Genomic DNA, 22,054 nt, shown 5'->3' on the forward strand with positions numbered 1-22,054 from the left:
ACAGGGGTTAGGCGGCCACCGTGACCACGTGCTTGCCCACGACGCCGCCGCGTTCGAACGCCTCGTGCGCGGCGGCGATGTCCGCGAGCGGGTACACGCTGTGGACCACCGGGCGCAGCGCACCCGTCGTGACGTAGTCGGCCAGGTCACTCAGCACGGTGGTGTCGGGATTGGCGCTGAAGGTACGGATGCGGCGGGCACCGTGCACGCTGGAGGCGGCGATCGCGGCCAGGGCCGAAGCGGACAGTCCCACGGTGACCATCCGGCCCCCCTTGGTCAACCGGCTCCGGTAGCAGTTCAGTTCCGAGCCGACCGTGTCCGCGATGACGTCGAAGGGGCCGATGTGGTCCGAGGTGGTGGAGCCGTAGTCCAGGACCTCGTCGGCACCGAGGTCGGTAAGGAGCTTGGCGTGGCGGTCCCGGGCCAGCGCGGTCACATGGCAGCCCATGGCGTGTGCCAGTTGCACGGCGGCTGTACCGACTCCGCCGGCCGCGCCCCGGACCAGGACCCGTTCCCCGCTCGCCAGGTGCACGCTGTCGCGCAGCGCGATCAACGCCGTGGCGCCCGCGACGACCAGGGAGGCGCTGTCCGCCGGTGAGAGGCCGGCCGGGGCGGGCGCGATGCGGCCGGCGGACACCACGACGTACTCGGCCGCCCCACCGGTGGTGTGCCGCTGCCGGGGGTGCACCGTGCCCCACACCCGGTCCCCGACCCGGTAACCCGCGACATCGGCGCCGGTCGCGGCGACGGTGCCGGCGAAGTCCAGCCCCACGCCGATCGGGAAGCGGCGTCCCGACACCATCTTCAACTCCCCGGCGCGGACGATCACGTCGTGTCCGTTCACACTGGACGCCTCGACCGACACCAGTACCTCGCCCGCAGCGGGAACGGGGCGGGCGACGTCATTGACCCGCAGGACGTCCGGTGCACCGAAACTCGTGATCTGAACGGTCTTCATGTCGCTGTCCTTCCGCGGCCTGCTGTGTGGTGGATCCGATGCTGGACCCTGCACGCGGCATCACGGTCGTTCCCCTTCTCCTGGGACTGGCAGACCCACCCTCACGAGTCGCGTCGGAGGCATACTGACGCCGTGACCGACGCCCCCCTCGCCATGAGCGACGATCCCCGACGCGAACTCGCCGAGTTCCTGCGGACCCGCCGAACTCGACTGCACCCGAAGGACGTTGGCCTGGAACCCGGCTCCCGGCGACGCGTCGCCGGGCTGCGGCGGGAGGAACTGGCCCTGCTGGCCGGGATGAGCGCGGACTACTACCAGCGCCTGGAACAGGGGCGCGACGTACGGCCCTCCGATCAGGTCCTCGACGCCCTCGCGCGCGCCCTCAACTTCTCCGCCGAGGAGTCCCGGCACCTGCACACCCTCGCCGCCGCCGCGCGTACCCCGGCCCGCCGCCCGCGTCCGTACGAGCCGGAGGAGGTACCCGACACCACGCTCCGACTGCTGCGCACCATGACCTCGCCCGCCCTGGTGGTCGGCCGCTTCCTGGACGTGCTGGCCTGGAGTCCGCTGGCCGGTGCCCTGCTGGGCGAGCTCACCCAGCAGCCTCAGGAGCAGCGCAACCTGCTGTCGCTGCTCCTGCACCCCGAGGCCGACCAGGCATGCCCGGAACGGGCGGCCACGGTCGCAGAGCTGATCGGGATGCTGCGGACGCAGGTCGCCGCCGATCCGGGGCACCCGCGCGCCGTCCAACTGGTGGGTGAACTCGCCGTCCGCAGCGATGAGTTCGCGGCTCTGTGGGCCCGCCATGATGTGGAGGAACCGACCCGCGGCCAGATGCGCATCAGCCACCCCCTGGTCGGCGAACTCAACCTGGACTGGGACGCCTACCCGATGCCGGGCGCTCCCGGCCCCGTGCTCATCATCTGCACCGCCGCCGAAGACAGCCCCGACGCCGAGCGGCTCCAACTGCTCACCGGCCTACTCAACACCTCCCATCCGACGCTTCCGTGACGAAATCGGCACCTCGCCGGGACGGTGGCTCACCCAACGCATCGAGCAGGCCTGCGCACTCCTGGAACGCACCGACCTGCCTATTGGTCTGCCCGGCTCTTCCACGGTTCGGCTCGGGTTGGGCCCTGGTGGGCCGTCGGTCACGTCAGGGTGCCTCGGACGGCGGGTGGATGGTGGCGAACAGTTGCGTCCACGCGTGCTGCCAGGGTCAGTTGTTCGGCAGACGCAGTGTGTGAGGACTCAGCCGCTTGTAAAGACCGGCAGTTCCAGCGCGTCGCTCACCGTCGCCCCCAAGGCGGCACAGCGGGCGCCGGCGGCATCGGATCCCGCGACCCCTGAGGGGTGTCAATATTCCGATCAGGCTGCTGAGCTGGGCGTTCCCTGTGGATGGTGAGGCGGTCGGAGTGGCGTGGTGTGGTACTCGTTGAGCAGTCCACCAAGTACCTGTCGGCGCCTGACTGCGCCAGCAGGTAGGGGGATGATGTGCGGGTCGTCGTCGGGTGCTCGTAGCCCGAGGCCGCGGTGGGCTCGTCCGGCGTTGTAGTGCTCGGCGTACTGGTCGAGGACCGTACGCAGGTGTCGTTCACCGGTGATAGGGAGCCGGTCGGTGCATTCGGCGCGGGCCGTGCGTATCCATCGTTCGGCGAAGGCGTTGGACCGGGGGCCTTGCGGCGGGGTCGGGATGACGGCTGTGCCGTTGCCGGCGAAGACGGCGTCGAACGCGCCGGTGAACTTGCTGTCCCGGTCGCGGATGAGGAACCGGAAGCACCCAGTCCTCTCCTCAAGGTCCATGAGCAGGTTGCGGGCGAGTTGGGTGACCCATGCGCCGGTCGGATGGGCGGTGACACCCAGGACGTGCACGCGCCGGGTGGCGATCTCCATGACGAAGAAGACATTGAGACGTCTGAGGAAGACGGTCTCCACGTGCATGAAATCGCAAGCGAGCAGCGTGTGAGCCTGGGCGCGGAGGAAGGAGCGCCAAGTCTACTGGGATGCGCGCTGCGGTGCGGGCGGTAGACCCGAGCGGCGCAGAACGCGCCGGATAGTCGCAGCGGCGACCCGATGACCAAGCCGACGCAACTCACCTTGGATCCTGACATACCCCCAGGTCGGGTTCTCTCTCGCCAGGCGCTGGATGAGCGCAACTGTCTCTTCCGGCAATGGTGCACGACCGGATCTGACCGCCGTCTGGCGCCACTTCCAGCGCACCAGACGCCGGTGCCAGGTTCAGCAGGGTGCCCGGGGTGACCAGCCGATGGCGACGTAAGACGGGTGGCAGGTGCCGTGCGAGAGCGGAGAGCACGGCACGATCAGCCCACGACAGCCGCGGCCGCTCGGCCTGCCGACGAAGCACAGCGACCTCATGACGAAGGGCGAGGATCTCGGCATTGTTCGAGGCGGTCGAACGGCCCACCAGGAGGAGGCAGCCCAGTAGTCGGCAGAAGATCAGGTAGAGCAGTCGCAGACTCATGATCACTGATCATGCCCATACGTAGGCGATCGCAAAGCCCCAGGCCAACCACCGTACGGCAATAAAGACACCCTTCGGGGTAGCGGCCCGATGTCGCCGCCGCCACTGGCATACCGTCCCCCGGCAGCCTCTCGCGGGCGTCCACCCACTCCACCACCGCGTCCATGTCCACTCCCGGCTCGGGCCCGCTGTCGGATACGCCATTCTCGCCATTCGACCCGCCGGCGGATACGCCATGCTCGCCACTCAGACCCGATAGGTGCTCACAGCGGTATCCATTCGCTGGAGGTGGTGACCTCGTTGAGGACGTCGGGCAGCGGCTCGACGCCGAGGCCGGGGCCGGTGGGGACATCGAGGTGGCCGGCGGTGAGGACGAACGGCTGTGTGATGTCGGTGGCGAAGTACCGGTTGGAGCCGGAGGTGTCGCCGGGGAGGGTGCAGCCCGGCAGGGCGGCCAGGGCGACATTGGCGGCGCGGCCGATACCGGTCTCCAGCATGCCGCCGCACCAGACGGGGATGCCATGGGCGCGGGCGAGGTCGTGGATGCGGCGGGCTTCGAGATAGCCGCCGACCCGGGCCGGCTTGATGTTGATGACGGAGCAGGAACCGAGAGAGATGGCCGCCGCGGCGTCGGCGGCGGACTTGATGGATTCGTCCAGGCAGATCGGGGTGCGCAGCAGCTTGGCCAGTTCGGCGTGCTGGACCATGTCGTCGTTGGCCAGTGGCTGTTCGATCAGCAGAAGGCGGAAGTCGTCCAGCTGAGCGAGGTGTTGAGCGTCGGCCAGGGTGTAGGCGGCGTTGGCGTCGACTTGCAGGATCAGATCGTCATCGAAGCGCTCGCGCACGGCGCGTACGGGTTCGACGTCCCAACCGGGCTCGATCTTCAGCTTGATCCGGACGTAGCCCTCGGCGAGGTATCCCGCCACGGCGTCGAGGAGCGCGGGCACGGAGTCCATGATCCCGACGGAGACTCCGCAGGGCACCCGGCCCCGGGCGGCACCCAGATAGCCGCCGAAGGACTCGCCGACGCCGCGGAGCTGGGCGTCCAGCACCGCTGTCTCCAGCGCGGACTTCGCCATCCGGTGGCCGGTGAAGGGCGCCAGGACGCGTCCCACCTCCTGCGCGTCCAGGCCGTCCTTCGGCAGGGCGGGGATGAGGAACCTACGCAGGACGTCCTGCGCACCGTCGACGTACTCGGAGCAGTAGCGAGGTTCGGACATGGCCGCACACTCGGCCCAGCCCTCACGGTCGGCGGTGACGACACGGACCAGCAGCACATCGCGGCTGGTCTCCACGCCGAAGGAGGTACGGAACGGGGCGACGAGCGGCATCGCGATCCGCCGCAGCTCGACGCCGGAGATCTTCGTCTTCATGACTGGTGGCTCCTCTGTTGGCGGTCAGGAACGGGGTGTTGTGCGCTGGACCACGTAGCGGCGGCGTTCGTGGAAGCCGACGACGCGGGCGCCTTCGGCGAGCAGGCCGCCCAGGGTGTGCCGTACGGCCAAGCGCCAGGCCCGGGCGGCGCCGGGATCCGTGCGGCGCAGGGCCTCGATGTCGTCCGGGAGGTCGATGAGTACGGTGCCGGCGTCGGTTGCGGTGGTCTCCGGGTGGCCATGGTGGTTGCGGAGGCCGTGCGCGGCGCCGGGAGGCGGCTCGATCGTCCCGGGCGGGGCGGGCGCGGTGAGGTCCCAGGCGGCCAGGACCCGGTCGGACTCGTCGCCGCCGTTGAGGGCGTCGTCCATCGCGCCGTAGAAGGAGGTCAGATACTGCTCCGGCCGGGCGCCGAGCTTGACCAGGTTGAAGTAGGCGTTGCGGCGGATGAGTGGGTCGTAGGTCCAGGTGATGCGCCGCAGCCGGCGGGCGAGTGCCCACTGCCGCTGGTGCGTCTTGAGGGCGAGGCCCACGCCACGCCCCATGACGGCGCCGGTGATGTGCGAGTGAAGGCTGGTGCCCATGGGTTCGCCGAAGAAGGCGACGGAGGCACCGACCAGCCGGTCGTCCTCGTACGCTCCGGCCACGTAGTTGCCGGAGTGGGACAGGGCCCGCATGACCTCGGCGGAGATGGGCGAGCTGCTGCCGGGTTCGGTCCCCCAGATGTCGGCGTAGAGGAGATTGGCGGCGTCGAAGTCCTCCATGACGTGGAGCTCTCGGACAGTCGGTCCGTTCATCGCAGCGCTCCGACGAGATGGGCCAGCAGCCGGGCACGGGCCGGCATGGTGGCGGTGATGACGTGTTCGTGGTCGGCGTGCGCACCGTCGCCGACCGCACCGAGTCCGTCGAGTGTGGGGCATCCGGCCCCGGCGGTGTAGTTGCCGTCGGAGGCTCCGCCGACAGCCGCTTGGCGCAGCGGGCCGAGGCCGAGCCGTGCGGCCTGTTCGGCGGCCAGCTCGAACAGCGCCCGGGAGGCGCCGGGGGCCAGGGGCGGACGGTTGGGACCGCCGTCGATCTGCAGTCGGGCGCCCGGGAACTGCGGCTCCAGGGCCCTGATGAGCCGGTCGACCGCCTCCTGCGCCGCCGGATCGGGCACGCGCACGTCCACGCTCAGCTCGGCCCGCGCGGGTACGGTGTTGTTCGAGGTGCCGGCCCGCATCACCGTGGGAGTGACGGTCGTCCCGGGCCCGGTGGAGGCGATGACGGTGTCGGCGACGTTCTGCAGAGCGAGGATCTGGCAGGCAAGTTCGGTGGCCGCGTTGACCCCCTTCTCCGGTTCGAGCCCGGAGTGGGCGGCGCGGCCGTGCACGGTGATGTCGTAGCCGGATACGCCCTTGCGGCTGGTCTTCAGGGCCCCTCCGGGGGCCGATGGCTCCATGACGAAGGTGGCCGAGCACTGGCGCGCGATGACCTCGATGAGCGGGCGGGAGGTGGCCGAACCGGTCTCTTCGTCACCGGTGACGAGCACGCAGAGGCCATCGAGGGAGGGCAGCGAGGCGAGGGCGTGGAACATCTGGACCAGCCCGGCCTTCATGTCGAAGACCCCGGGCCCGCGGGCGACGCCCTGCTCGACCGACCAGGGCAGGGTCCTGATGGAGCCGGTCGGCCAGACGGTGTCGTGATGGCCCAGCAGCAGGACGCGCGGCGTGCCAAAGCCCCACTGGAGGTGGGTGACCCCCTCGATGACCAGCGTTCGGGGCGGGGCACCGAGCAGACGGCTGCCCTGCGCGGCGACCACCTGGCCACTGCGGGCCAGGGCCGCGTGGTCGGCCGAGTAGGACTCGCAGGTGACGAGTTCTTCGAGGTCCGCGAGCATGGCGCCCAGGGGCGGCGCACCGTCCGCCCGCGCGGAGAAGCGGTCATCATCGTGCGGCACGGGTGAAACCTCCAGAGGCGGAACGACTGATGGGCCGGACGCAGGACGCGCGGGGCTCCGTCGGGCTTGCGCCGGCGTCAGCCCATGTGGGTGGTCATGAGCCGTCGCAGGTTCCCGCCCAGGATCTTCAGGACGTCCTCCTCGGGCAGGCCCCGGCGGGTCATTGCCTCGGTCACCAGGGGCATGTCGGCCGGGCCCGCCAGGCCGGGGAAGTCGAACAGGGGGTCCTCGTCGTCGGTGTTCTCGCAGCAGGGTGGGGTGAGGTCCGCCGTGACCTCGCGGAGGAAGTCCGAGCCGAGGCCGACGTGGTCGATCCCTGCCACGGAAGCGATGTGCTCGATGTGGTCGACGACCCGGTCGACGTTCACCTTCGCCTGGTCGTCGGTGAGGAAGTCCGGGACGAAGTTCACGCACACCACGCCGCCGGTATCGGCCACACCACGGATCTGGTCGTCGGTGAGGTTGCGGTGGTGGTCCCGCAGGGCGCGGGCGCAGGAATGGGTGGCGATCAGCGGGCGGGTGGTGAGCTCAAGGACATGGGCGACACCGCTCTCCCCCAGGTGGGAGATGTCGAAGAGCATGCCCAGGCGCTCCATTTCCCGCAGCGCCTCGATACCGGGGAGGGTGAGCCGGCTGCCGGTGGCGTTCTCCCGGCTGCCGTCGGCGAGCGGGGTGCGTCCCCAGTGGGCGATCGAGGCGATCCGCACGCCGAGCCGGAAAAGGGTGGAGAACAGTTCGACGGAGGCGTCGATGCCCGGTGCGCTCTCCAGCGCGAGAACGAGGGCGATCCTGTCCTCGGCGAGGGCCCTGTCGATGTCCGCACCGTTGCCGCACAGCGCGACCTGGTCGGCGTTGGCCTCGGCGAGAACGTGGCCGCACTCGACCATGCGGAGGGTCTGCCGCAGCGCTCCCTCGGGGCGGTACTGGTCGTCGATGAACACGGGCAGCACCTGGATGTCCACGCCGCCCTCGCGCAGTTGCGGCAGCCACCGGTCCCGGAAGTAGCCGCCCCAGCGCTTCGCGGGACGGGCCGCGACGGCCATGAGGAGGTCGTTGTGGGCATCGGCGACGACGGCGCGGTGACGCGGATTCAAGGACACGGCGGAGCCTTTCGCGGGGACGGGGGCAGACGTGACCCCGGCATACCTGCGGGGGGCTCGGGGAACGTGTCCTCAACGTACGCGCGGTGAGCCCCCGCGCCTTGGTCTCGCAGAACAAATCAGCAGGTCGTTGCTTGGACGTGTGGACAAAGCTCCGCCGCATAACAGATCGAATGAGACGGCCTGTTGGCCAGGCGCACAAACCATGCGTGAAATCCCTTGCCGGGCGCTGCATGCCCAGGGCCGGCCCATGCCCGATGCTGTGGGCAACCGGTTGCGCCGCACGTAACCGCACGGGATGAAGGAGACTTGATGCGACGTAGGACAAGCGTTGTTGCGGCATTGGCGGTCATCGTCCCTCTGCTGGCTGCTCCCGCCGCGTCGGCCGCGGCACCGGGGTGTGACACGAAGCCCATAGAGAAGGCGTTGAAGGAACTGGGCAGCGCCGACGCCTCGGGGATCAGCGTGACGGTGAAGAGTCCACGCTGCGGTGTGCGGAACGCCGGGGTCGGCCTCGCCGACCTGAGGACGGGACGTGAGGTCGTCGGCAATGAGCACAGCCGTATTGCCAGCAACACCAAGACCTGGGTGGCCACGGTCGTGCTCCAGCTCGTCGGCGAAGGCAGGATCAAGCTCGATGACACCGTCGACCACTATCTGCCGGGTCTGATCCGCACCGAGCACTATGACGGGCGCAAGATCACGATTCGGCAGCTGCTGCAGCACACCAGTGGCCTGCCCGATTACCTGGACGCGCCGTACTGGGAGGACGAGCTTGCGCACCGCTGGGATCACTTCGAGCCCCTGGACACGGTCCTGCAGGCGTTGACTCTGCCCCCGGCCGACGACAGCACTCCGCACCGCTTCTCCTACTCCAACACCAACTACAATCTGGCCGGCCTGATCGTCACCAAGGTCACCGGCCGCGGCATCGGCACCGAGATCAAAGAGCGGATCATCCAGCCCCTCGGACTGCGCAACACCTCCTGGCCGGGCGACCGGACCACGCTCCCCAAGCCGGACCTGCGAAGCTACGTGAAGCGGTCCGGGAAGCTGCTGGACTGGACGGAGTGGAACGTCTCCGCGGCCGACGCATCCGGTGCGCTGGTCTCCACCGGTGCCGACGTCACCGCCTTCTTCACCGCGCTGATGTCCGGGAAGCTGCTGGCCCCGGCCCAGCTGGCCGAGATGAAGCGGACCGTTGCGGACCCCGAGGAGAGCGGCGGGCGCTACGGCCTGGGAGTCGAGCGATATGAGAGCACCCCGGGCTTCGTCACCTGGGGACACAGCGGCTTCATGGAGACCGGCCACAAGCTCAGGAACGCTGTCACCGATGACGGCCGGCGGGCCGTGACGCTGCTGATCGGCTCGGAAGAGTTCAAGGAGGAGAAGGTGGACTCCATCCTCCGCGAACTCATCCGCGACCTGCGCTGACGGGGGGCGGCTGACAGGGAGCGGCTGTCAGGGACCAGATGACCAGGAGCCCTCGGCCAGAACCCTCAACTGCAGCCAGAGAACCAGCCGTTCATCAGGGTCCTCCAAGTCGATCCCGAGCTGCCGGCCGACCTGCTTCAGACGGTAGCGGCAGGTGTTGGGATGGACGGACAGCGCCTTGGCCGCGCCCGCCACGTCACAGCCCGCGTCGAACCAGGACACCAGGGTGCGGGCGTAATCGGTGCCGTGCTCGGCGTCCGCCGCCAGCACCCGCCGCCAGGCGCCCGCCCTCAACCCCCGCCGCTCCCCCATCACATCGCGGAGCCGCAGCAGCGTCACACGGGGACGCACCTCGGCTACGGTGGCCACCGGCAGATCGTCGTCCAGCAGCCGCAGGACCAGGTCCGCGTCCGCCCGCGAGTCCGCCACCTCGCCGAGGTCGGGCACCACCTCGCCGAGCGCCGCCCGTACCGGCACCCGCAGCGACCGCCCGGCCCGGCGCACGATGTCCTCCGCCAACTGCCGGTGCCGCCGGTCGGCAGTCCTCTGCTCCTGCGTCATATGCTCCCCGCCTTGCTTCCCGGGCGCGGGCAGCAAGGCGTACACCACCCCGTCCAGGAGCACGCACCCATGCTGCCCGTGGCGGGCCTCGCACTGCAGGCGCACGACGTCCAGCAGCCTGAGCAGGGTCCGCTCGGCGTCCGGCACACTTGCCGATGAGTCCAGCACGAACGCGGCCACCCGGACCGCGTCCCACCCCAGGCGGTGCGCCGCCGTCGAGGCATCCGTCGAACCCTCCAGCAACCGGCGTACCAGGTAGGTGTTCTGATCGCGAGCCAGTTCCTGGGCCACGCGGGCGCGCAGCAGAAGCAATGCCGCCGTGGACGCGCCCTGGGCCAGGGTCTCCTCTACGCCCGCGGCCAGCGTGCCGCCGTCGACCACCCAGATCGAGCCGAGCGTCTCGCCACCGGCCCGCACCGCGACGGCGAGCCGCGGCAGGTCCCCCGCGGTGAGCGGAGGCAGCCGCACCGGCCCGTCCGAGCCGAACACCAGCCGGACCTGGTCCTCGTTCGCCACGCCGCCCGGGACCTGAAGGCCGAGGATGCCCTGGCGGCGGTCCTCATCGACCGGCTGACCGGGCACCGTGGAGTAGGCCAGAATCCGCTGTTGCGGGTCCTCCACAGATGTGGCCCCGCCGGTCGCCGCCGCAATCGCGTCGGCCAGCGCGAACAGGTCACCCGGCCCACCTCCGGGGGCGGACCGGGCGCCGATCGCCGAGGCCAGCATCAGATAGACATGGTGCCAGGACACCTCCTCGTCGACCGACAGCAGCGCCACACCATACGCTTCGGCCTCCCTGACCGGCCCGTCCGCGCCCCGCACCACGACCCCGGTCACCCCGGCCGCCGCCGCGGCCGGCACCAGCGACCCGGCCGCGACTGCCCGCACTCCGACCGCCAGCAGCAGAGCCCCGGGTGCGTGCGGGAGCGGGACGTGCGCGTCATACAGCAGCACCTCGGTGACCGGGGTGGCGGGGCAGGCGGGCGCGGTGTGCAGCCGCAGGGCCAAGCTGCCGACGAGGTCGCCGAGCGTACAAGCGTTCAAAGGTGCTCCTCAAAGCCCCGGCCCGGACGGGCCGCTGCCCGGAGAGGATATTTTGTTTCCCGCAAGCGCCCGGCCAATTGGCCGATCGCAACTCGCTGTCTACCGGGGGCTTGGGGTTCCCGGAGCATGCACCAGGTGCGGGGGCCGCCGCCGGGGAGGGGCACCTCGGCCGTGACGGCGAAGCCGAGACGTTCGTAAAACCGCACGTTGTCCGCCTCCGAGGTCTCCAAGAACACCGGGACCCCGCGCGTTCGGCCCCCTCCAGGCCGGGCCGGATGACCGCAGTGCCCAGGCTCCTGTCCTGGGCCCGCGGATCCACCCCGACGGTGGCGAGGAACCACACCGGGTCTTTCGGGCGGTGCGGTGCCAGTGCCTCCTGAGCGGACTCCATGGCCGCCGCCCGGTCCCCCGCGAGCTCGGTGGCCGGCGGGCCGATCGCGGCGAACCCGGGACCTGGGTCCCGATCCGGAGTGGTCCAGGCGGCCACGGCACGGCAGTCGCCGGCCACCCACGCGCGGCCGTATTCCATCGCGACGCGGACCAGGAACAACTCCTGGAAGCGGCACAGCCGTTCCTGGTGGTGGTTGGCGGCGAGGACGTGCCGGGTAAAGGAGCAGTCCGCGAACGCGCGGGTCAACGTCCGTAGGGAGGCGGGTACATCCTCATGCGTCAGGGGTCGCACCCGCGGTGCGGCATCCGGCACGCCGTTCCCTTCGCGTAGTCGGTGGATCGAGGCTTGAAACGACCGAGGACAGGTACCCGAAGACAGCCTCCCGGACGGCCTGTTAAGACCGTGTCCCATGTGGTGAGGCGGACCCGAAGCCGCCACGTTCCTCCTCGCCGCGCGCCCGCGCGTCGACGGTCGTCCCGTGGCACCGGCGCCTCGTCGCGTATGGCGCTACTGCACGCCGCAAGCAAGCTGCCGCCCGACGAGCCGTTCGTGTACGAGTCCGTTCTCGGCACCGGTTCGAGGGGCGTCTGGTCGATACGACGACCGTTGCCTCACTCCCGGCCGTCATCACTACGATCACTGGTCGTGCGTGGTTGACCGGAACCGCGCAGTTCTTCCTCGATCCGGAGGATTCGCTCCCGGAGGGCTTCTACCTGTGATCCCGTTCCTGGAAGGCGCCCCGCCCATGGCGGCCGCCATCGATGTCCTGCGCAAGAGCTTGCTCGACGGACTGGACCCGGAGGCGGGGCCGCCGCGCTCCGTCGTCCCGGTGCCACACGGCCAGCTCCTGCTCATGCCCGCGCACTGGAGGAACTACGCCGGGGTGAAAATGGTGACCGTGGCACCGGGCAACGCGGCCCGTGGCCTCCCCCGCATTCACGGCAACTACCTGCTCCTGGACGGCGAGACCCTCACCCCGCTGGCCCTGCTCGACGGGATCGCCCTCACATCCGTACGCACCGCCGCTGTGTCGGCGGTGGCCGCCGACGCGCTGGCCGGGCCGGATGCGAGCCGACTTGTCCTGTTCGGAACAGGACCGCAGGCCCGGTCCCATCTGGAGGCCCTCGGCCGCGTCCGGCCGATCCAGGACGTCGTGGTCATCGGCCGGAACGCCGACCGTGCCCGCACTTTCGCGGCCGAGGCCGGGGCGCGGGTCGGCACCGTGGACGACATCGTGCACGCGGATATCGTCGCGTGCTGCACGACGGCACGCACCCCGTTGTTCGACGGCGCCCTGCTGCCGGCATCGGCGACCATCGTGGCCGTCGGCTCGCACGAGCCCGACGCCCGGGAGGTCGACGAAACGGCGGTCGCCAGGTCCACAGTGATCGTCGAAGCGGTCTCGGCCGCGCTGCGCGAAGCCGGCGATGTGGTCCAGGCGGTCCAGGCAGGCGCCGTCGATCCCGGCGAGCTGGTGTGCCTGGCCGATGTCGTGTCGGGCAGGCACGAGATCCCCCCGGACCGACCGCGCTTCTTCAAGAGCGTAGGCATGGCCTGGGAAGACCTGGTGCTCGCCGCAGCCCACTTCGAGGCAGCCGGGATATGAACTAGTACTGCAACGGTGCTTGCCGTGACTGCTGGCCAGCTCAGTCGTTGGTCCGGTTATGGGTGGGGACCTTGCTGATGTCAGGTTGTGGGCCGGGGAACTGAGTGCGGTGCACGAGCGGTTCGTGCACCGGTTCAACCGGGAGGAGCCACGTCAGTCGGCGCTGGCCTATATGCGGGGGCTGATTGCTCCGCTGGAGCGGAAGAACGGCTGGACGCTCGCGGAAGAAGCCGGGCACACGGGGCCCGACCGCATCCACCGGCTGCTGAACCGGATCGACTGGGACGCCGACGAGGTCCTGGACGACGTACGTGACTACGTCGTCGAACAGCTCGGAGACCGGGAAGCCGTTCTGATCGTCGATGACACCGGCTTCCTCAAGAAGGGCATCCGCTCGGCCGGCGTGCAAAGGCAGTACTCCGGCACCGCCGGACGCACCGAGAACAGCCAGATCGGTGTGTTCCTCGCCTACGCAACGAATCGTGGACGCACGCTGATCGACCGCCGCTTGTATCTGCCCACGTCATGGACGGACGACCGGGAAAGGTGCCGACGGGCCGGCATCGACGACAGCGTCGCCTTCGAGACGAAGGTGACCATGGCCAAGGCGATGATCCGCCGGGCGATCAGGGACAAGATCCCGTTCGGATGGGTGACGGCGGACGCCGCCTACGGCTTCAGCAAGGGCTGGCGCTCCGAGCTGGAACAGGCCGATGTCTTCCACGTCATGGCCACCACCCGGCACGACACCGTCGTCACCCGCTGGTCCATCGACCACCCCGTCCACGACCTGTTCCCCGGCCTCCCACACCAGAAGTGGAAGCGCCGCTCGTGCGGCAAGGGGGCACATGGCCCGCGGATCTATGACTGGGCCCGCGTCGAGGTCCGGCCCTGGCACCGCGATGACCGCCGGCACTGGGTCCTCGCCCGCCGCAGCGTCAGCAGGCCCGAGGAGATCTCCTACTACATCGCCTACTGCCCGGCCGGTACCACTCTGGACGAGCTCATCCGCATCGCGGGCAGCCGATGGGCCGTTGAGGAATGCTTCCAGACCGCGAAGCAGGAATGCGGCCTGGACGACTACCAAGTCCGCCGCTACCCCGGCTGGCACCGCCACATGACCCTGGCCATGGCCGCCCACGCCTGCCTCACCATCCTGCGCGCCCGCGAACTCGACGCCGACAAAGCAGAAACGGATCCTCCCAGCTCATCCACCTCAGCCTCGCCGAGATCCGACGCCTGATCACCCGACTCACAAACCGCCACCCCACCCCGGTCGACCACATCCTGCACTGGTCGACATGGCGCCGCCGACGCCAGCACCAGGCCCGAATCAGTCACCACAAACGACGCGGACACAGCCCCTGAAACTGGCCAGCAGTCACAGCAAGCACCGTTGCAGTACTAGTACTCCAGCAGCGTTTCGCTATCTGGCCTGGTCAGGAGTGTCGTCCGGAGTGTAGTGGGCTGGTGGTGTGTCAGGGGCGGTCTTGCCGGAGTGCCCCTCCAACGAGTGGATCGGGGAAATGGCCGGGCTGTGATACGGACAGCCTCCCAACGTGATCGACGAACATGCGGACGCGGCCTGGAAACGAGAACTCGACGACCTCTTCCTCTGCATCGGCCACCGGTTTGGCCGTGCCGACCTGCGGCGCCGGATGCGGGACTATGTGCGGGGCCTGCTCGCCCCTGTCGGCCGCAAGAACGGCTGGCAACTGGCCGAGTTCGCCGGGCATCGCACCCCCGATGGCCTCCAGCGGTTGCTGAATGGAGCAACCTGGAACGCCGCCGACGTCCGCGACGACCTGCAGTCATATGTCGCCAAGCACCTCGGCGATGACGGCGGGGTGCTCGTCATCGATGACACCGGCTTCATCAAGAAGGGCACCACCTCGGCCGGAGTGCAGCGCCAATACTCCGGCACCGCCGGCCGCACCGAGAACTGCCAGATCGGTGTCTTCGCCGCCTACGCCACCAGCACCGGACGGGCTTTGGCGGACCGGGAGCTGTACTTGCCCAGGTCGTGGACGGACGACCGCGAGCGCTGCCGGGCGGCGAAAGTCCCCGACGAACGCGGCTTCGCCACCAAGGGAGAGCTGGCCAAGCGCCTCGTACTGCGTGCCCTGGCCTCCGATCTCCCCCTCGCCTGGGTGGCCGCGGACGCCGCCTACGGGCAAGAGGGACGCTTCCGCCGTCTGCTGGAGCAGTCCGGTCTCGGCTATGTGCTCGCAGTGCCCAAGTCCCAGCAGGTCTTCGGCCCGCGCATCGACCACCTCTTCGCTCAGGCCCCCGTGGAGGCATGGGAGCCGATCTCGTGCGGCGACGGGGCCAAGGGGCCGCGGCTCTACCACTGGGCGGCACTGGAATTGCCCACGGTGGCCGAGTTCGACTACCAGGGCGATGTTCCCGTCCGTCGGCGGTGGGCACTGGCCCGCCGCAATCCCAGCAAGCCCGAGCAGATCGCGTATTTCCTCGCCTACGCCCCACGGGAGGCCGCGGTGGCCGACCTGGTGCGGATCGCCGGGATGCGCCGGCAGATCGAGGAGTGCTTCCAGGCCGCGAAGAACGAGTGCGGCCTGGACCAGTACGAGGTCCGCCGTTACATCGGCTGGTACCGGCACATCACCCTGGCCATGCTTGCCCATGCCTACCTCGCGGTCATGGCGGCCGACGCGGGAGCAAAGGGGGGTGCAGAAACGCTTCCGGCCCCCTGGCTCCGCTCACCGTGGCAGAAGTCCGGCGGCTCCTGGCGCCTCGCCTCACCGGGAACCGCCGACCCGACCGGTCGCTTCGCGCGCACATGCTGAACTGGTCACGCTGGCGCCGCAGGCGCCAGCTCGTCGCCCGCCACTGCCACTACCGGCGACGACTCCACTCGTTGGAGGGGCACTCCGGCAAGACCGCCCCTGACACACCACCAGCCCACTACACTCCGGACGACACCCCTGACCAGGCCAGATAGCGAAACGCTGCTGGAGTACTAGGCCCTGTCCGGGCGATCAAGGGTGCGGTGTCGACCGTGGGGGCAGGTCCTGCTCCCCACGCCGTACGCGCCGCCCCGCTCAACACCCATGTTCCCGCCGACGGCTTCAGCCGCCGCACTCGGACCGCCCAGCACAGCGACCGCAACCGCGTCCATCCGGCCCGGCTCATCGCTTCGGCCCCGCCACCGGCACGGTGAGCGGATGCCTGTCCATCGCCGGGACATGTAGCTTCACACGCCGGGTGCGGGCCGCACGGCGATCCCGTTCCGCTCGAGCAGCGCCGTGGTCACCCCGTCTCCCGGCACCAGCTCCCCGGTGAACGATCCGTCGTACACCACACCCCGTCCGCACGATGGACTACGCGGCATCAACAGCGCCTTTGTGCAGCCTCCCTGCCGCGCCGCCGCAAGTGCGCGCCGTGCTCCGGTCACGAACGCCTCTGTCACGTCATACCCGGTGTCTGCGACGACCCGCGCCGTCCCGTCGAGCACGTCGTGCCCGTCACCGCCCACCAGCTCGGCCGGCCTCCGCGGCGTCGCGAGCCCGCCCGCGACCTCTGGGCAGAAGGAGACGACTTCGCGACCGGCCACTGCCTCCTCGAACTCCGTCGAAACCTTATGACGTCCGTCGAAGCGGCACGGCACCCCGCGCAGACACGCGCTCACCAGGATTGCTTCCATGCCGCCAGGTTAGCGATGCGGTGGGCTGGTGCGGTCGCCGGTCTGCGGAGCGGATATGTCCCTGACCGAGCTCGCGACCAACTGGGGCAAAGAGCAGGGCCGAGTATTTTCCGGATGCGGCCAGACTGGAGGGTGACCCCTGCCGTCCCGAGCGCGGGCACCTCGATCGGGATCACGTCGCCCGGTTCCAGGCGGAGTTCGCTCAGCTCGAGGCCGAGGTAAGTGCGTGTTTCTGATCCCCGATGCTCTTGATCTTGAGACTTCGTTGCTGCGCCATGACGCTCGGGTCGAAGGGATGTCCAGCACGGCTTTGTCGGCCAAGTACGGGGTGGGCCGCTTATGGCTCTGCCCGTGATCCGCCGGATGGAACTCAGAGGTGCATGACGATCTTTCCCACGTGCTCCCTGCGGGAGAGTTCTTCCTGGGCCTGAGCGGCCTGGTCCAGTGGGAAGGTCGCCGCGATGACGGGCTGGACCTCTGCCCGGCGAGCCAGGTCCATGAGGAGGTCGAAGTGTGTGGGCGTGTGCATCGCGGACCCGATGACCTGGGCGTTGTGCAGGTAGAGACGGCGCACGTCAAAGGTCACGTCGTAGCCACCGAGTGCGCCGGCGATGACCCACCGGCCCCCTTCGCGCAGCAGCGGCAGCCCTTCGCTGACCAGTTCGCCGGCCACGACGTCGAGTGCGACGTCGATGCCCTCCGGGGCGGCAGTGCGGATCTGCTCGGCGACGTCTCCTGCGCGGTCGATGACTTCGTGCGCGCCTGCTTCGCGCACCGCATCGATCTTGGGTCCGCTGCTGATGGCGAGCACCCTTGCGCCGCGCGCACGGGCGATCTGCGTCAGCGCGAGGCCGACGCCGCCGGACGCTCCCGAGACCAGGGCGGTTTCCCCCTTCCGCAGCCGGCCTCGCTCGATCATGCCCAGCGCTGTGCCGTAGGCGGTCGGCAACGTCGCGAGCTGGTCGTCCGTGAGCGGCGATTCCGTCACGTCATGTACACGCTTCAACGGCGCCGTCACGTACTCGGCGTATCCCCCGTCGCGTTCACTCCCCATCAGGCCCACCGGGTGGGCGTCCGGCCCTTCGGTGTCGTAGATCGCGGGGTCGACGACCACTCGGCGTCCGACGAGGCTCCCCTCCACTCCGGTCCCGACGGCCACGACGCGGCCGGCCACGTCGGCGCCCTGGATACGCGGGAAGCCGATCGGGCCGCGCCAGCCCGACATCGCCTTCGGGTCTCCCGGACGGCCGTAGGCGCCCTCCCGGGTCCACAGGTCGGTGTTGTTCAGCGCTACTGCGCTGACCTGGACCAGCACCTCTCCCGCCCGCGGGGCGGGGACAGCGACCTCCGTCAGCTCAAAAACCTCCGGCCCTCCGTGCCCTGTGATTCGCACCGCTCGCATGAACTGGGACGCACTCATCGTTTGAACCTCCTCGCAGGTATACTGATCTGTGAACATCTCTCACCGTACACCGATCAGTGAAGGGGCCCGCAGTGCAGGAAGCGCGGCCTATGACGCCGGCCGGCCGCCGCATCGTGGCGGCCGCGGAGGAGTTGTTCTACAACCGCGGAATCACAGCGGTCGGCGTGGATCTGATTGCTGAGCGCTCAGGGGTAACCAAGCGGACCCTGTACAACCAGTTCGGTTCGAAAGACCACCTCGTCGCGACTTATCTCACGGGCCGCGACCAGCGCTGGCGGTCACTCGTCCGTGCCGCCGTCGACGCCGGCAACACTCCCGCCGAAGCCGTCACCGCACCCTTCGAGGCACTGCGGACCTGGAGCGAAACCAACACCCGCGGATGCGCCTTCATCAACGCACTCGCCGAACTCCCGGACCCCTCGCATCCCGCACACCGCATCGCCGCGAACCAGAAGCTCTGGCTGCTGAACCTGTTCAAGGAACTCGCCACCACAGCGGGCTGCTCGCACCCGGCCACCCTCGCCACCCAACTCCTCGTGCTGCACGAGGGTGCTGTCGCCACGCAGCCCCTCTCGCTCGACAGCCTTCCGGAGAGCACCGACCTGGCACGAGTCCTGGTTCAAGCCAGCACATCGCCCCGCCACTAGAGCGTTTTCGACAAGGTGCTGCCGTTCGGCCACGCTGGGCGGCGCCCGGTGCCTGCGATCGCAAGACGGAGGACCGTAACGCCTGCGGAGCAGGCGGTGGGTTCAGCCTGCCAGCTGCTGCAGCCATTCGCGCAGCAGAGCCGTCTCCGTGTCTCGCAGAGGTACCCCGGCGCCCGCAGCCGGGGGCTCGGTGGTGAGCGCGGTGTGAAGTGCGGCATCGAGGGCGAGTGCGCGCGAGGCCAGGTCCGACCCGGACGAGGCGGGCGAGTCCGTGGTGACCGAGGCGATGACGGTGTCCCGCAGCCGTGCCGAAGTGGCCAGGTCCCGCTCCGAGGACTCTTCGCCGATCAGCGCCAGCGTGGCACCCGTTGTCGCCGCGTGGATGACGCGGGTCGCCTGCTCCACCGGAACCCGAAGGCGCCCGGCGTCGGCCGCCCGGCCCAGCAGTCTCACCAGCAGGGCGTGCGCCTCGTCCGCGGCCGGGGGCCGCCGCCCGGGCTGCACAGTGCCGTACATGAGCATGTAGAACGCGGGGTGTTGCACTCCGAAGTCGACGTGCAGGTCCCAGCCGCGGTAGAGGTCGGCCACCGGGTCGTCGGGGGTCAGCGCCAGTGCCTCCCGTTTCTCGGCCAGGTACATCTCGAACCCGTAGGCGGCCAGCTCGGCCAGGAGTCCGTCCTTGTCGTCGAACATCCGGTAGAGCGCGGGGGCCGTGATGCCCGCGGCTGTGGCGACAGCGCGCGTGGAGACCGCTTCGCTGCCGCCCTCTTCCAAAAGCTTGGCGGCCACCTGCAGCACCTGGCGCCGCGCGGTGCGTCGTCCCTCGTTCATGGAACAACGATATCCCATTTTGCGTAGCGTCGCTCTATCAGTGGTACGGTCAAAAGCGGAACGGCGATCCATGCTGATGGTGGCCGACGCTGCCCGCGATACCCGGGCATGCGCCGCACCCTGGCCTGGGCCGCCGGTCCCCACGCGTGGAGCAGTGCGGCCGACCGCCGCGGCGGGCAGCTCATCGTCCGCCGGCACCACCACCGAACACGCCGCCATCGCGGCAGGAGAGGAACACCCATGTCCGACATCTCGATCGTCATCGCGTCGCATTCCGGCTACGGCCACACCGCGCAGATCGCCACGGCCGTGGCCGACGGCGCGCGCTCCACCGCCGGGACGCACGTCCACCGCGTGGACGTCGCCTCCCTCAGCGACGCCGACTGGGAACTGATGGACGCCGCGGACGCCATCATCTTCGGCACCCCCACCTACATGGGCACCGCGTCGGGGGCGTTCCACGCCTTCGCCGAGGCCAGCAGCAAGCGGTGGATGACCCGCGCCTGGAGCGACAAGCTCGCGGCGGGATTCACCAACTCCGGCTCCATGAGCGGCGACAAGCTGCACACCCTGCAGTACCTGGCGCTCCTGGCGGCCCAGCACGGAATGCTCTGGGTGAGCCTGGGCCTCCTGCCGGGCTGGAACACCACCACATCCAGCCCCCAGGACGACAACCGCCTCGGCTTCTACCTCGGCGCCGGCGCACAGAGCTTCAACGACACCCCCGCGGTCCACGACGCAGACCTGAACACCGCCCGCCACCTCGGCCGACGCGTCGCCGAGCACACCCGCATCCACCGCGCCGGACTGGCATCCGCAACGCACTGACACAGCGGTCCGGCAAACAACACCTTTCAGTTTCTTTCAGAGGAGTGTGCATGCAGCACCGGACACTGGGGAGCCAGGGTCTTGAGGTCTCGGCGATCGGCTACGGCGCGATGGGCCTGACGATGGCCTACGGACCCACCGACGAGGAGGCCGGCGTCGCCGCCCTCCGCCGCGCCCACGACCTGGGCGTCACCTTCTTCGACACCGCCGAGATGTACGGCTGGGGCACCGGATCCAACGAGGTCCTGGTCGGCAGGGCGGTCAGGGACTTCCGCGACGACGTGGTCCTGGCCACCAAGTTCGGTGTCGACATGTCGGTGCCTCCGGAGCAGATCGGCGGCCCTGTCAACAGCCGGCCCGACAACATCCGCAAGGTCGCCGACAACAGCCTGCGCTACCTCGGCGTGGAGCACATCGACGTCTTCTACCAGCACCGCGTCGACCCCGAGGTGCCCATCGAGGAGGTCGCGGGCACCGTCAAGGAGCTGATCCACGCGGGCAAGGTGAAGTACTTCGGCCTCAGCGAGGCCGGACCCGAGACGATCCGCAAGGCGCACGCCGTGCAGCCGGTCTCCGTCCTGCAGACCGAGTACTCCCTGTTCGAACGCGACGTCGAGCAGCTCTTCCCCACCCTGGACGAACTCGGCATCGGCTTCGTCGCCTACTCCCCCCTCGGCCGCGGGTTCATCACCGGCACCGCCAAGCCCGCCGGCCAGTATGAAGCCACCGACATACGCACCGTCGACCCGCGCTGGCAGCCGGGCAACTTCGAGAAGAACGTCGAAGCCGTGGGCAAGCTCGCCGAGCTCGCGGCGGCCAAGGGTGCCACCGTCTCCCAGCTAGCCCTGGCCTGGCTCCTGACCCGGGGCGAGCACATCGTGCCGATCCCCGGCACCCGCAGCCCGAAGCGCATCGAGGAAAACGCCGGCGCCGCCGACCTCACCCTTACCGACGCCGACCTCAAGGCCATCGACGAGATCCTGCCTCAGGGCGGCTTCGGCGCCCGCTACACCGAGGGGCACGTGCCCACCTGGATCTGAGATCCACTCCGGGACAGATGCCACTCAGGTCGGCTCCGGTGAGGGTGTGACCGAGATGCGCGCCAAAGGGGCAACGAGATGATCTTGAATCCCTGATGCGCTCGGACTCACCTGCGACGGCGGGCGGCGGGGCCGCGTGCGGCGACGTGCCGGGCGACCGCGTCGACGCCGGCGCGGGTGTACCGCTCCAGGGAGCGGACGGAGGCGTGGCGGGAGCGGGCCAGCAGCATCGGGGTGGATGTGCCGCCCTCGGCGTCATGTGTCAGGGCACTGTGGCGGAGCCTGTGCAGTGTCCAGCCGTCCAGGTCCTCGATGTCCTCGATGTCCTCGGGCGAGGCGAGCTGATTGGCCAGCGGCCGGGTGTTCTCTTCGAATATCTCCTCGGCCCGGCGGTAGGAGAGCCGGGCCCGGCCGGTCTCCGGGCAGACGTCGAGCGTCGGCGTTCCGGCCGGCGCCTTGCGGTCGGTGAGGAACAGCGGGCCGCGGGTACGGCGGGCGATCAGGCGGGGCAGGAACTGGGCGGTGCCGGACTGCCAGTGAATCCACTCGGTCGCCCCACCCTTGGCGGTGATCCTGCCGCGCTTGTCCGCCGGGTACAGGTCTTCCACGTTCAGGCACAGCACCTCGTCGGCCCGTGCGGCGGACTCGTAGAGCATCTTCCACTGCGTCTTCTCCCGCAGGGCCACGTCCAGCCGCCGGCGGCGATCTGGTTCTCCCCAGCGCCAGGACGATACCGAC

At 69.6% G+C, this 22,054-nt stretch carries 19 protein-coding genes and 3 pseudogenes; 11 read left to right on the forward strand and 11 right to left on the reverse strand.

All coding sequences use genetic code 11. From position 1 onward, the window contains the following. Positions 1-7: 7 nt before the first annotated feature. A complete protein-coding gene (locus tag CGL27_RS09370; protein WP_119985894.1) occupies positions 8-958 on the reverse strand; it encodes an NAD(P)-dependent alcohol dehydrogenase in 951 nt (316 codons plus the stop codon). Between the two features lie 132 nt (positions 959-1,090). Between CGL27_RS09370 and CGL27_RS09375 the strand changes: the two genes are divergently transcribed. Both CGL27_RS09375 and CGL27_RS51705 read left to right on the forward strand, forming a co-directional pair. Beyond that, positions 1,091-1,969 carry a helix-turn-helix transcriptional regulator gene (locus tag CGL27_RS09375; RefSeq protein ID WP_240450420.1) on the forward strand — a complete coding sequence of 293 codons (879 nt, stop codon included), beginning with the start codon at positions 1,091-1,093 and terminating at the stop codon, positions 1,967-1,969. Continuing rightward, positions 1,956-2,054, forward strand: a pseudogene (locus CGL27_RS51705) (AraC family transcriptional regulator); the annotation flags it as partial. The gene CGL27_RS09375 and the pseudogene CGL27_RS51705, both read left to right, overlap by 14 nt. 272 nt (positions 2,055-2,326) lie before the next feature. Here the strand turns inward: CGL27_RS51705 and CGL27_RS53425 are convergent. The 5 genes and pseudogenes from CGL27_RS53425 to CGL27_RS09405 all read right to left on the reverse strand — a co-directional run bounded on the left by CGL27_RS53425 (position 2,327) and on the right by CGL27_RS09405 (position 7,847). Beyond that, positions 2,327-3,440 (reverse strand): annotated as a pseudogene (locus tag CGL27_RS53425) (integrase core domain-containing protein). Positions 3,441-3,703: 263 nt separating this feature from the next. Continuing rightward, positions 3,704-4,813 (reverse strand): o-succinylbenzoate synthase, encoded by a 1,110-nt coding sequence (gene menC, locus CGL27_RS09390; protein ID WP_119985896.1) that lies wholly within the window; start codon positions 4,811-4,813, stop codon positions 3,704-3,706. A 24-nt stretch (positions 4,814-4,837) separates the two neighbouring features. Further along, complete coding sequence (locus CGL27_RS09395) at positions 4,838-5,608, reverse strand: GNAT family N-acetyltransferase (RefSeq protein WP_119985898.1); 771 nt, start codon at positions 5,606-5,608, stop codon at positions 4,838-4,840. Continuing rightward, positions 5,605-6,687 (reverse strand): M20 family metallopeptidase, encoded by a 1,083-nt coding sequence (locus CGL27_RS09400; RefSeq protein WP_119994315.1) that lies wholly within the window; start codon positions 6,685-6,687, stop codon positions 5,605-5,607. Before CGL27_RS09400 ends, CGL27_RS09395 begins: the two co-directional genes overlap by 4 nt. 137 nt (positions 6,688-6,824) lie before the next feature. Beyond that, positions 6,825-7,847 carry a membrane dipeptidase gene (locus CGL27_RS09405; protein WP_078644763.1) on the reverse strand — a complete coding sequence of 341 codons (1,023 nt, stop codon included), beginning with the start codon at positions 7,845-7,847 and terminating at the stop codon, positions 6,825-6,827. Between the two features lie 312 nt (positions 7,848-8,159). On the opposite strand from CGL27_RS09405, the gene CGL27_RS09410 reads away from it, so the two are divergent. Beyond that, positions 8,160-9,281 carry a serine hydrolase domain-containing protein gene (locus CGL27_RS09410; protein ID WP_240450423.1) on the forward strand — a complete coding sequence of 374 codons (1,122 nt, stop codon included), beginning with the start codon at positions 8,160-8,162 and terminating at the stop codon, positions 9,279-9,281. 27 nt (positions 9,282-9,308) lie between these two features. Here CGL27_RS09410 and CGL27_RS09415 read toward each other — a convergent pair whose 3' ends face one another. Beyond that, entirely contained in the window at positions 9,309-10,886 is a 1,578-nt protein-coding gene (locus tag CGL27_RS09415; protein ID WP_119985899.1) for a PucR family transcriptional regulator, read from the reverse strand. An 859-nt stretch (positions 10,887-11,745) separates the two neighbouring features. Here CGL27_RS09415 and CGL27_RS09425 point away from each other — a divergent pair. The 5 genes and pseudogenes from CGL27_RS09425 to CGL27_RS49910 all read left to right on the forward strand — a co-directional run. Then, a pseudogene (locus CGL27_RS09425) lies at positions 11,746-11,996 on the forward strand (proline racemase family protein); the annotation flags it as partial. 26 nt (positions 11,997-12,022) lie between these two features. After that, positions 12,023-12,883, forward strand: a complete 861-nt coding sequence (locus CGL27_RS09430; RefSeq protein WP_162952927.1) for an ornithine cyclodeaminase family protein — start codon at positions 12,023-12,025, stop codon at positions 12,881-12,883. A gap of 58 nt (positions 12,884-12,941) precedes the next feature. Continuing rightward, positions 12,942-14,126 carry an IS701 family transposase gene (locus tag CGL27_RS09435; protein WP_119983735.1) on the forward strand — a complete coding sequence of 395 codons (1,185 nt, stop codon included), beginning with the start codon at positions 12,942-12,944 and terminating at the stop codon, positions 14,124-14,126. 376 nt (positions 14,127-14,502) lie between these two features. Further along, positions 14,503-15,690: an IS701 family transposase gene (locus CGL27_RS09440; RefSeq protein ID WP_119994317.1), complete on the forward strand. Its 1,188-nt coding sequence runs from the start codon at positions 14,503-14,505 to the stop codon at positions 15,688-15,690. 212 nt (positions 15,691-15,902) lie between these two features. Continuing rightward, positions 15,903-16,064 (forward strand): hypothetical protein, encoded by a 162-nt coding sequence (locus tag CGL27_RS49910; RefSeq protein ID WP_162952928.1) that lies wholly within the window; start codon positions 15,903-15,905, stop codon positions 16,062-16,064. A gap of 33 nt (positions 16,065-16,097) precedes the next feature. Here the strand turns inward: CGL27_RS49910 and CGL27_RS09445 are convergent, their stop codons facing one another. Both CGL27_RS09445 and CGL27_RS09450 read right to left on the reverse strand, forming a co-directional pair. Continuing rightward, a complete protein-coding gene (locus tag CGL27_RS09445) occupies positions 16,098-16,547 on the reverse strand; it encodes a DUF523 domain-containing protein (protein ID WP_078644760.1) in 450 nt (149 codons plus the stop codon). A gap of 370 nt (positions 16,548-16,917) precedes the next feature. Further along, a complete protein-coding gene (locus CGL27_RS09450) occupies positions 16,918-17,967 on the reverse strand; it encodes a zinc-binding dehydrogenase (RefSeq protein ID WP_119985903.1) in 1,050 nt (349 codons plus the stop codon). Between the two features lie 92 nt (positions 17,968-18,059). Between CGL27_RS09450 and CGL27_RS09455 the strand changes: the two genes are divergently transcribed. Next, a complete protein-coding gene (locus tag CGL27_RS09455; protein ID WP_119985905.1) occupies positions 18,060-18,617 on the forward strand; it encodes a TetR/AcrR family transcriptional regulator in 558 nt (185 codons plus the stop codon). Positions 18,618-18,719: 102 nt separating this feature from the next. On the opposite strand, the gene CGL27_RS09460 is transcribed toward CGL27_RS09455, so the two are convergent. Continuing rightward, positions 18,720-19,448: a TetR/AcrR family transcriptional regulator gene (locus CGL27_RS09460; RefSeq protein WP_119985907.1), complete on the reverse strand. Its 729-nt coding sequence runs from the start codon at positions 19,446-19,448 to the stop codon at positions 18,720-18,722. 240 nt (positions 19,449-19,688) lie between these two features. Between CGL27_RS09460 and CGL27_RS09465 the strand changes: the two genes are divergently transcribed. Further along, entirely contained in the window at positions 19,689-20,276 is a 588-nt protein-coding gene (locus tag CGL27_RS09465; protein WP_119985909.1) for a flavodoxin family protein, read from the forward strand. A gap of 50 nt (positions 20,277-20,326) precedes the next feature. Further along, positions 20,327-21,316 (forward strand): aldo/keto reductase, encoded by a 990-nt coding sequence (locus CGL27_RS09470; RefSeq protein WP_119985911.1) that lies wholly within the window; start codon positions 20,327-20,329, stop codon positions 21,314-21,316. A 107-nt stretch (positions 21,317-21,423) separates the two neighbouring features. Here CGL27_RS09470 and CGL27_RS09475 read toward each other — a convergent pair whose 3' ends face one another. After that, positions 21,424-22,002 carry a site-specific integrase gene (locus CGL27_RS09475; RefSeq protein WP_240450424.1) on the reverse strand — a complete coding sequence of 193 codons (579 nt, stop codon included), beginning with the start codon at positions 22,000-22,002 and terminating at the stop codon, positions 21,424-21,426. Between the last annotated feature and the right edge of the window lie 52 nt (positions 22,003-22,054).

The organism is Streptomyces sp. 11-1-2 (assembly GCF_003595545.1).
Taxonomy (GTDB): Bacteria; Actinomycetota; Actinomycetes; order Streptomycetales; family Streptomycetaceae; genus Streptomyces; species Streptomyces hygroscopicus_B.

Excerpts from the sequence above, each read along its gene's own strand:
- CGL27_RS09370 (WP_119985894.1), bottom strand. The coding sequence starts at position 958 with ATGAAGACCGTTCAGATCACGAGTTTCGGTGCACCGGACGTCCTGCGG.
- menC (WP_119985896.1), bottom strand. The coding sequence starts at position 4,813 with ATGAAGACGAAGATCTCCGGCGTCGAGCTGCGGCGGATCGCGATGCCG.
- CGL27_RS09395 (WP_119985898.1), bottom strand. The coding sequence starts at position 5,608 with ATGAACGGACCGACTGTCCGAGAGCTCCACGTCATGGAGGACTTCGAC.
- CGL27_RS09400 (WP_119994315.1), bottom strand. The coding sequence starts at position 6,687 with ATGCTCGCGGACCTCGAAGAACTCGTCACCTGCGAGTCCTACTCGGCC.
- CGL27_RS09410 (WP_240450423.1), top strand. The coding sequence starts at position 8,160 with ATGCGACGTAGGACAAGCGTTGTTGCGGCATTGGCGGTCATCGTCCCT.
- CGL27_RS09430 (WP_162952927.1), top strand. The coding sequence starts at position 12,023 with ATGGCGGCCGCCATCGATGTCCTGCGCAAGAGCTTGCTCGACGGACTG.
- CGL27_RS09435 (WP_119983735.1), top strand. The coding sequence starts at position 12,942 with ATGGGTGGGGACCTTGCTGATGTCAGGTTGTGGGCCGGGGAACTGAGT.
- CGL27_RS09445 (WP_078644760.1), bottom strand. The coding sequence starts at position 16,547 with ATGGAAGCAATCCTGGTGAGCGCGTGTCTGCGCGGGGTGCCGTGCCGC.
- CGL27_RS09450 (WP_119985903.1), bottom strand. The coding sequence starts at position 17,967 with ATGAGTGCGTCCCAGTTCATGCGAGCGGTGCGAATCACAGGGCACGGA.
- CGL27_RS09455 (WP_119985905.1), top strand. The coding sequence starts at position 18,060 with ATGACGCCGGCCGGCCGCCGCATCGTGGCGGCCGCGGAGGAGTTGTTC.
- CGL27_RS09460 (WP_119985907.1), bottom strand. The coding sequence starts at position 19,448 with ATGAACGAGGGACGACGCACCGCGCGGCGCCAGGTGCTGCAGGTGGCC.
- CGL27_RS09465 (WP_119985909.1), top strand. The coding sequence starts at position 19,689 with ATGTCCGACATCTCGATCGTCATCGCGTCGCATTCCGGCTACGGCCAC.
- CGL27_RS09470 (WP_119985911.1), top strand. The coding sequence starts at position 20,327 with ATGCAGCACCGGACACTGGGGAGCCAGGGTCTTGAGGTCTCGGCGATC.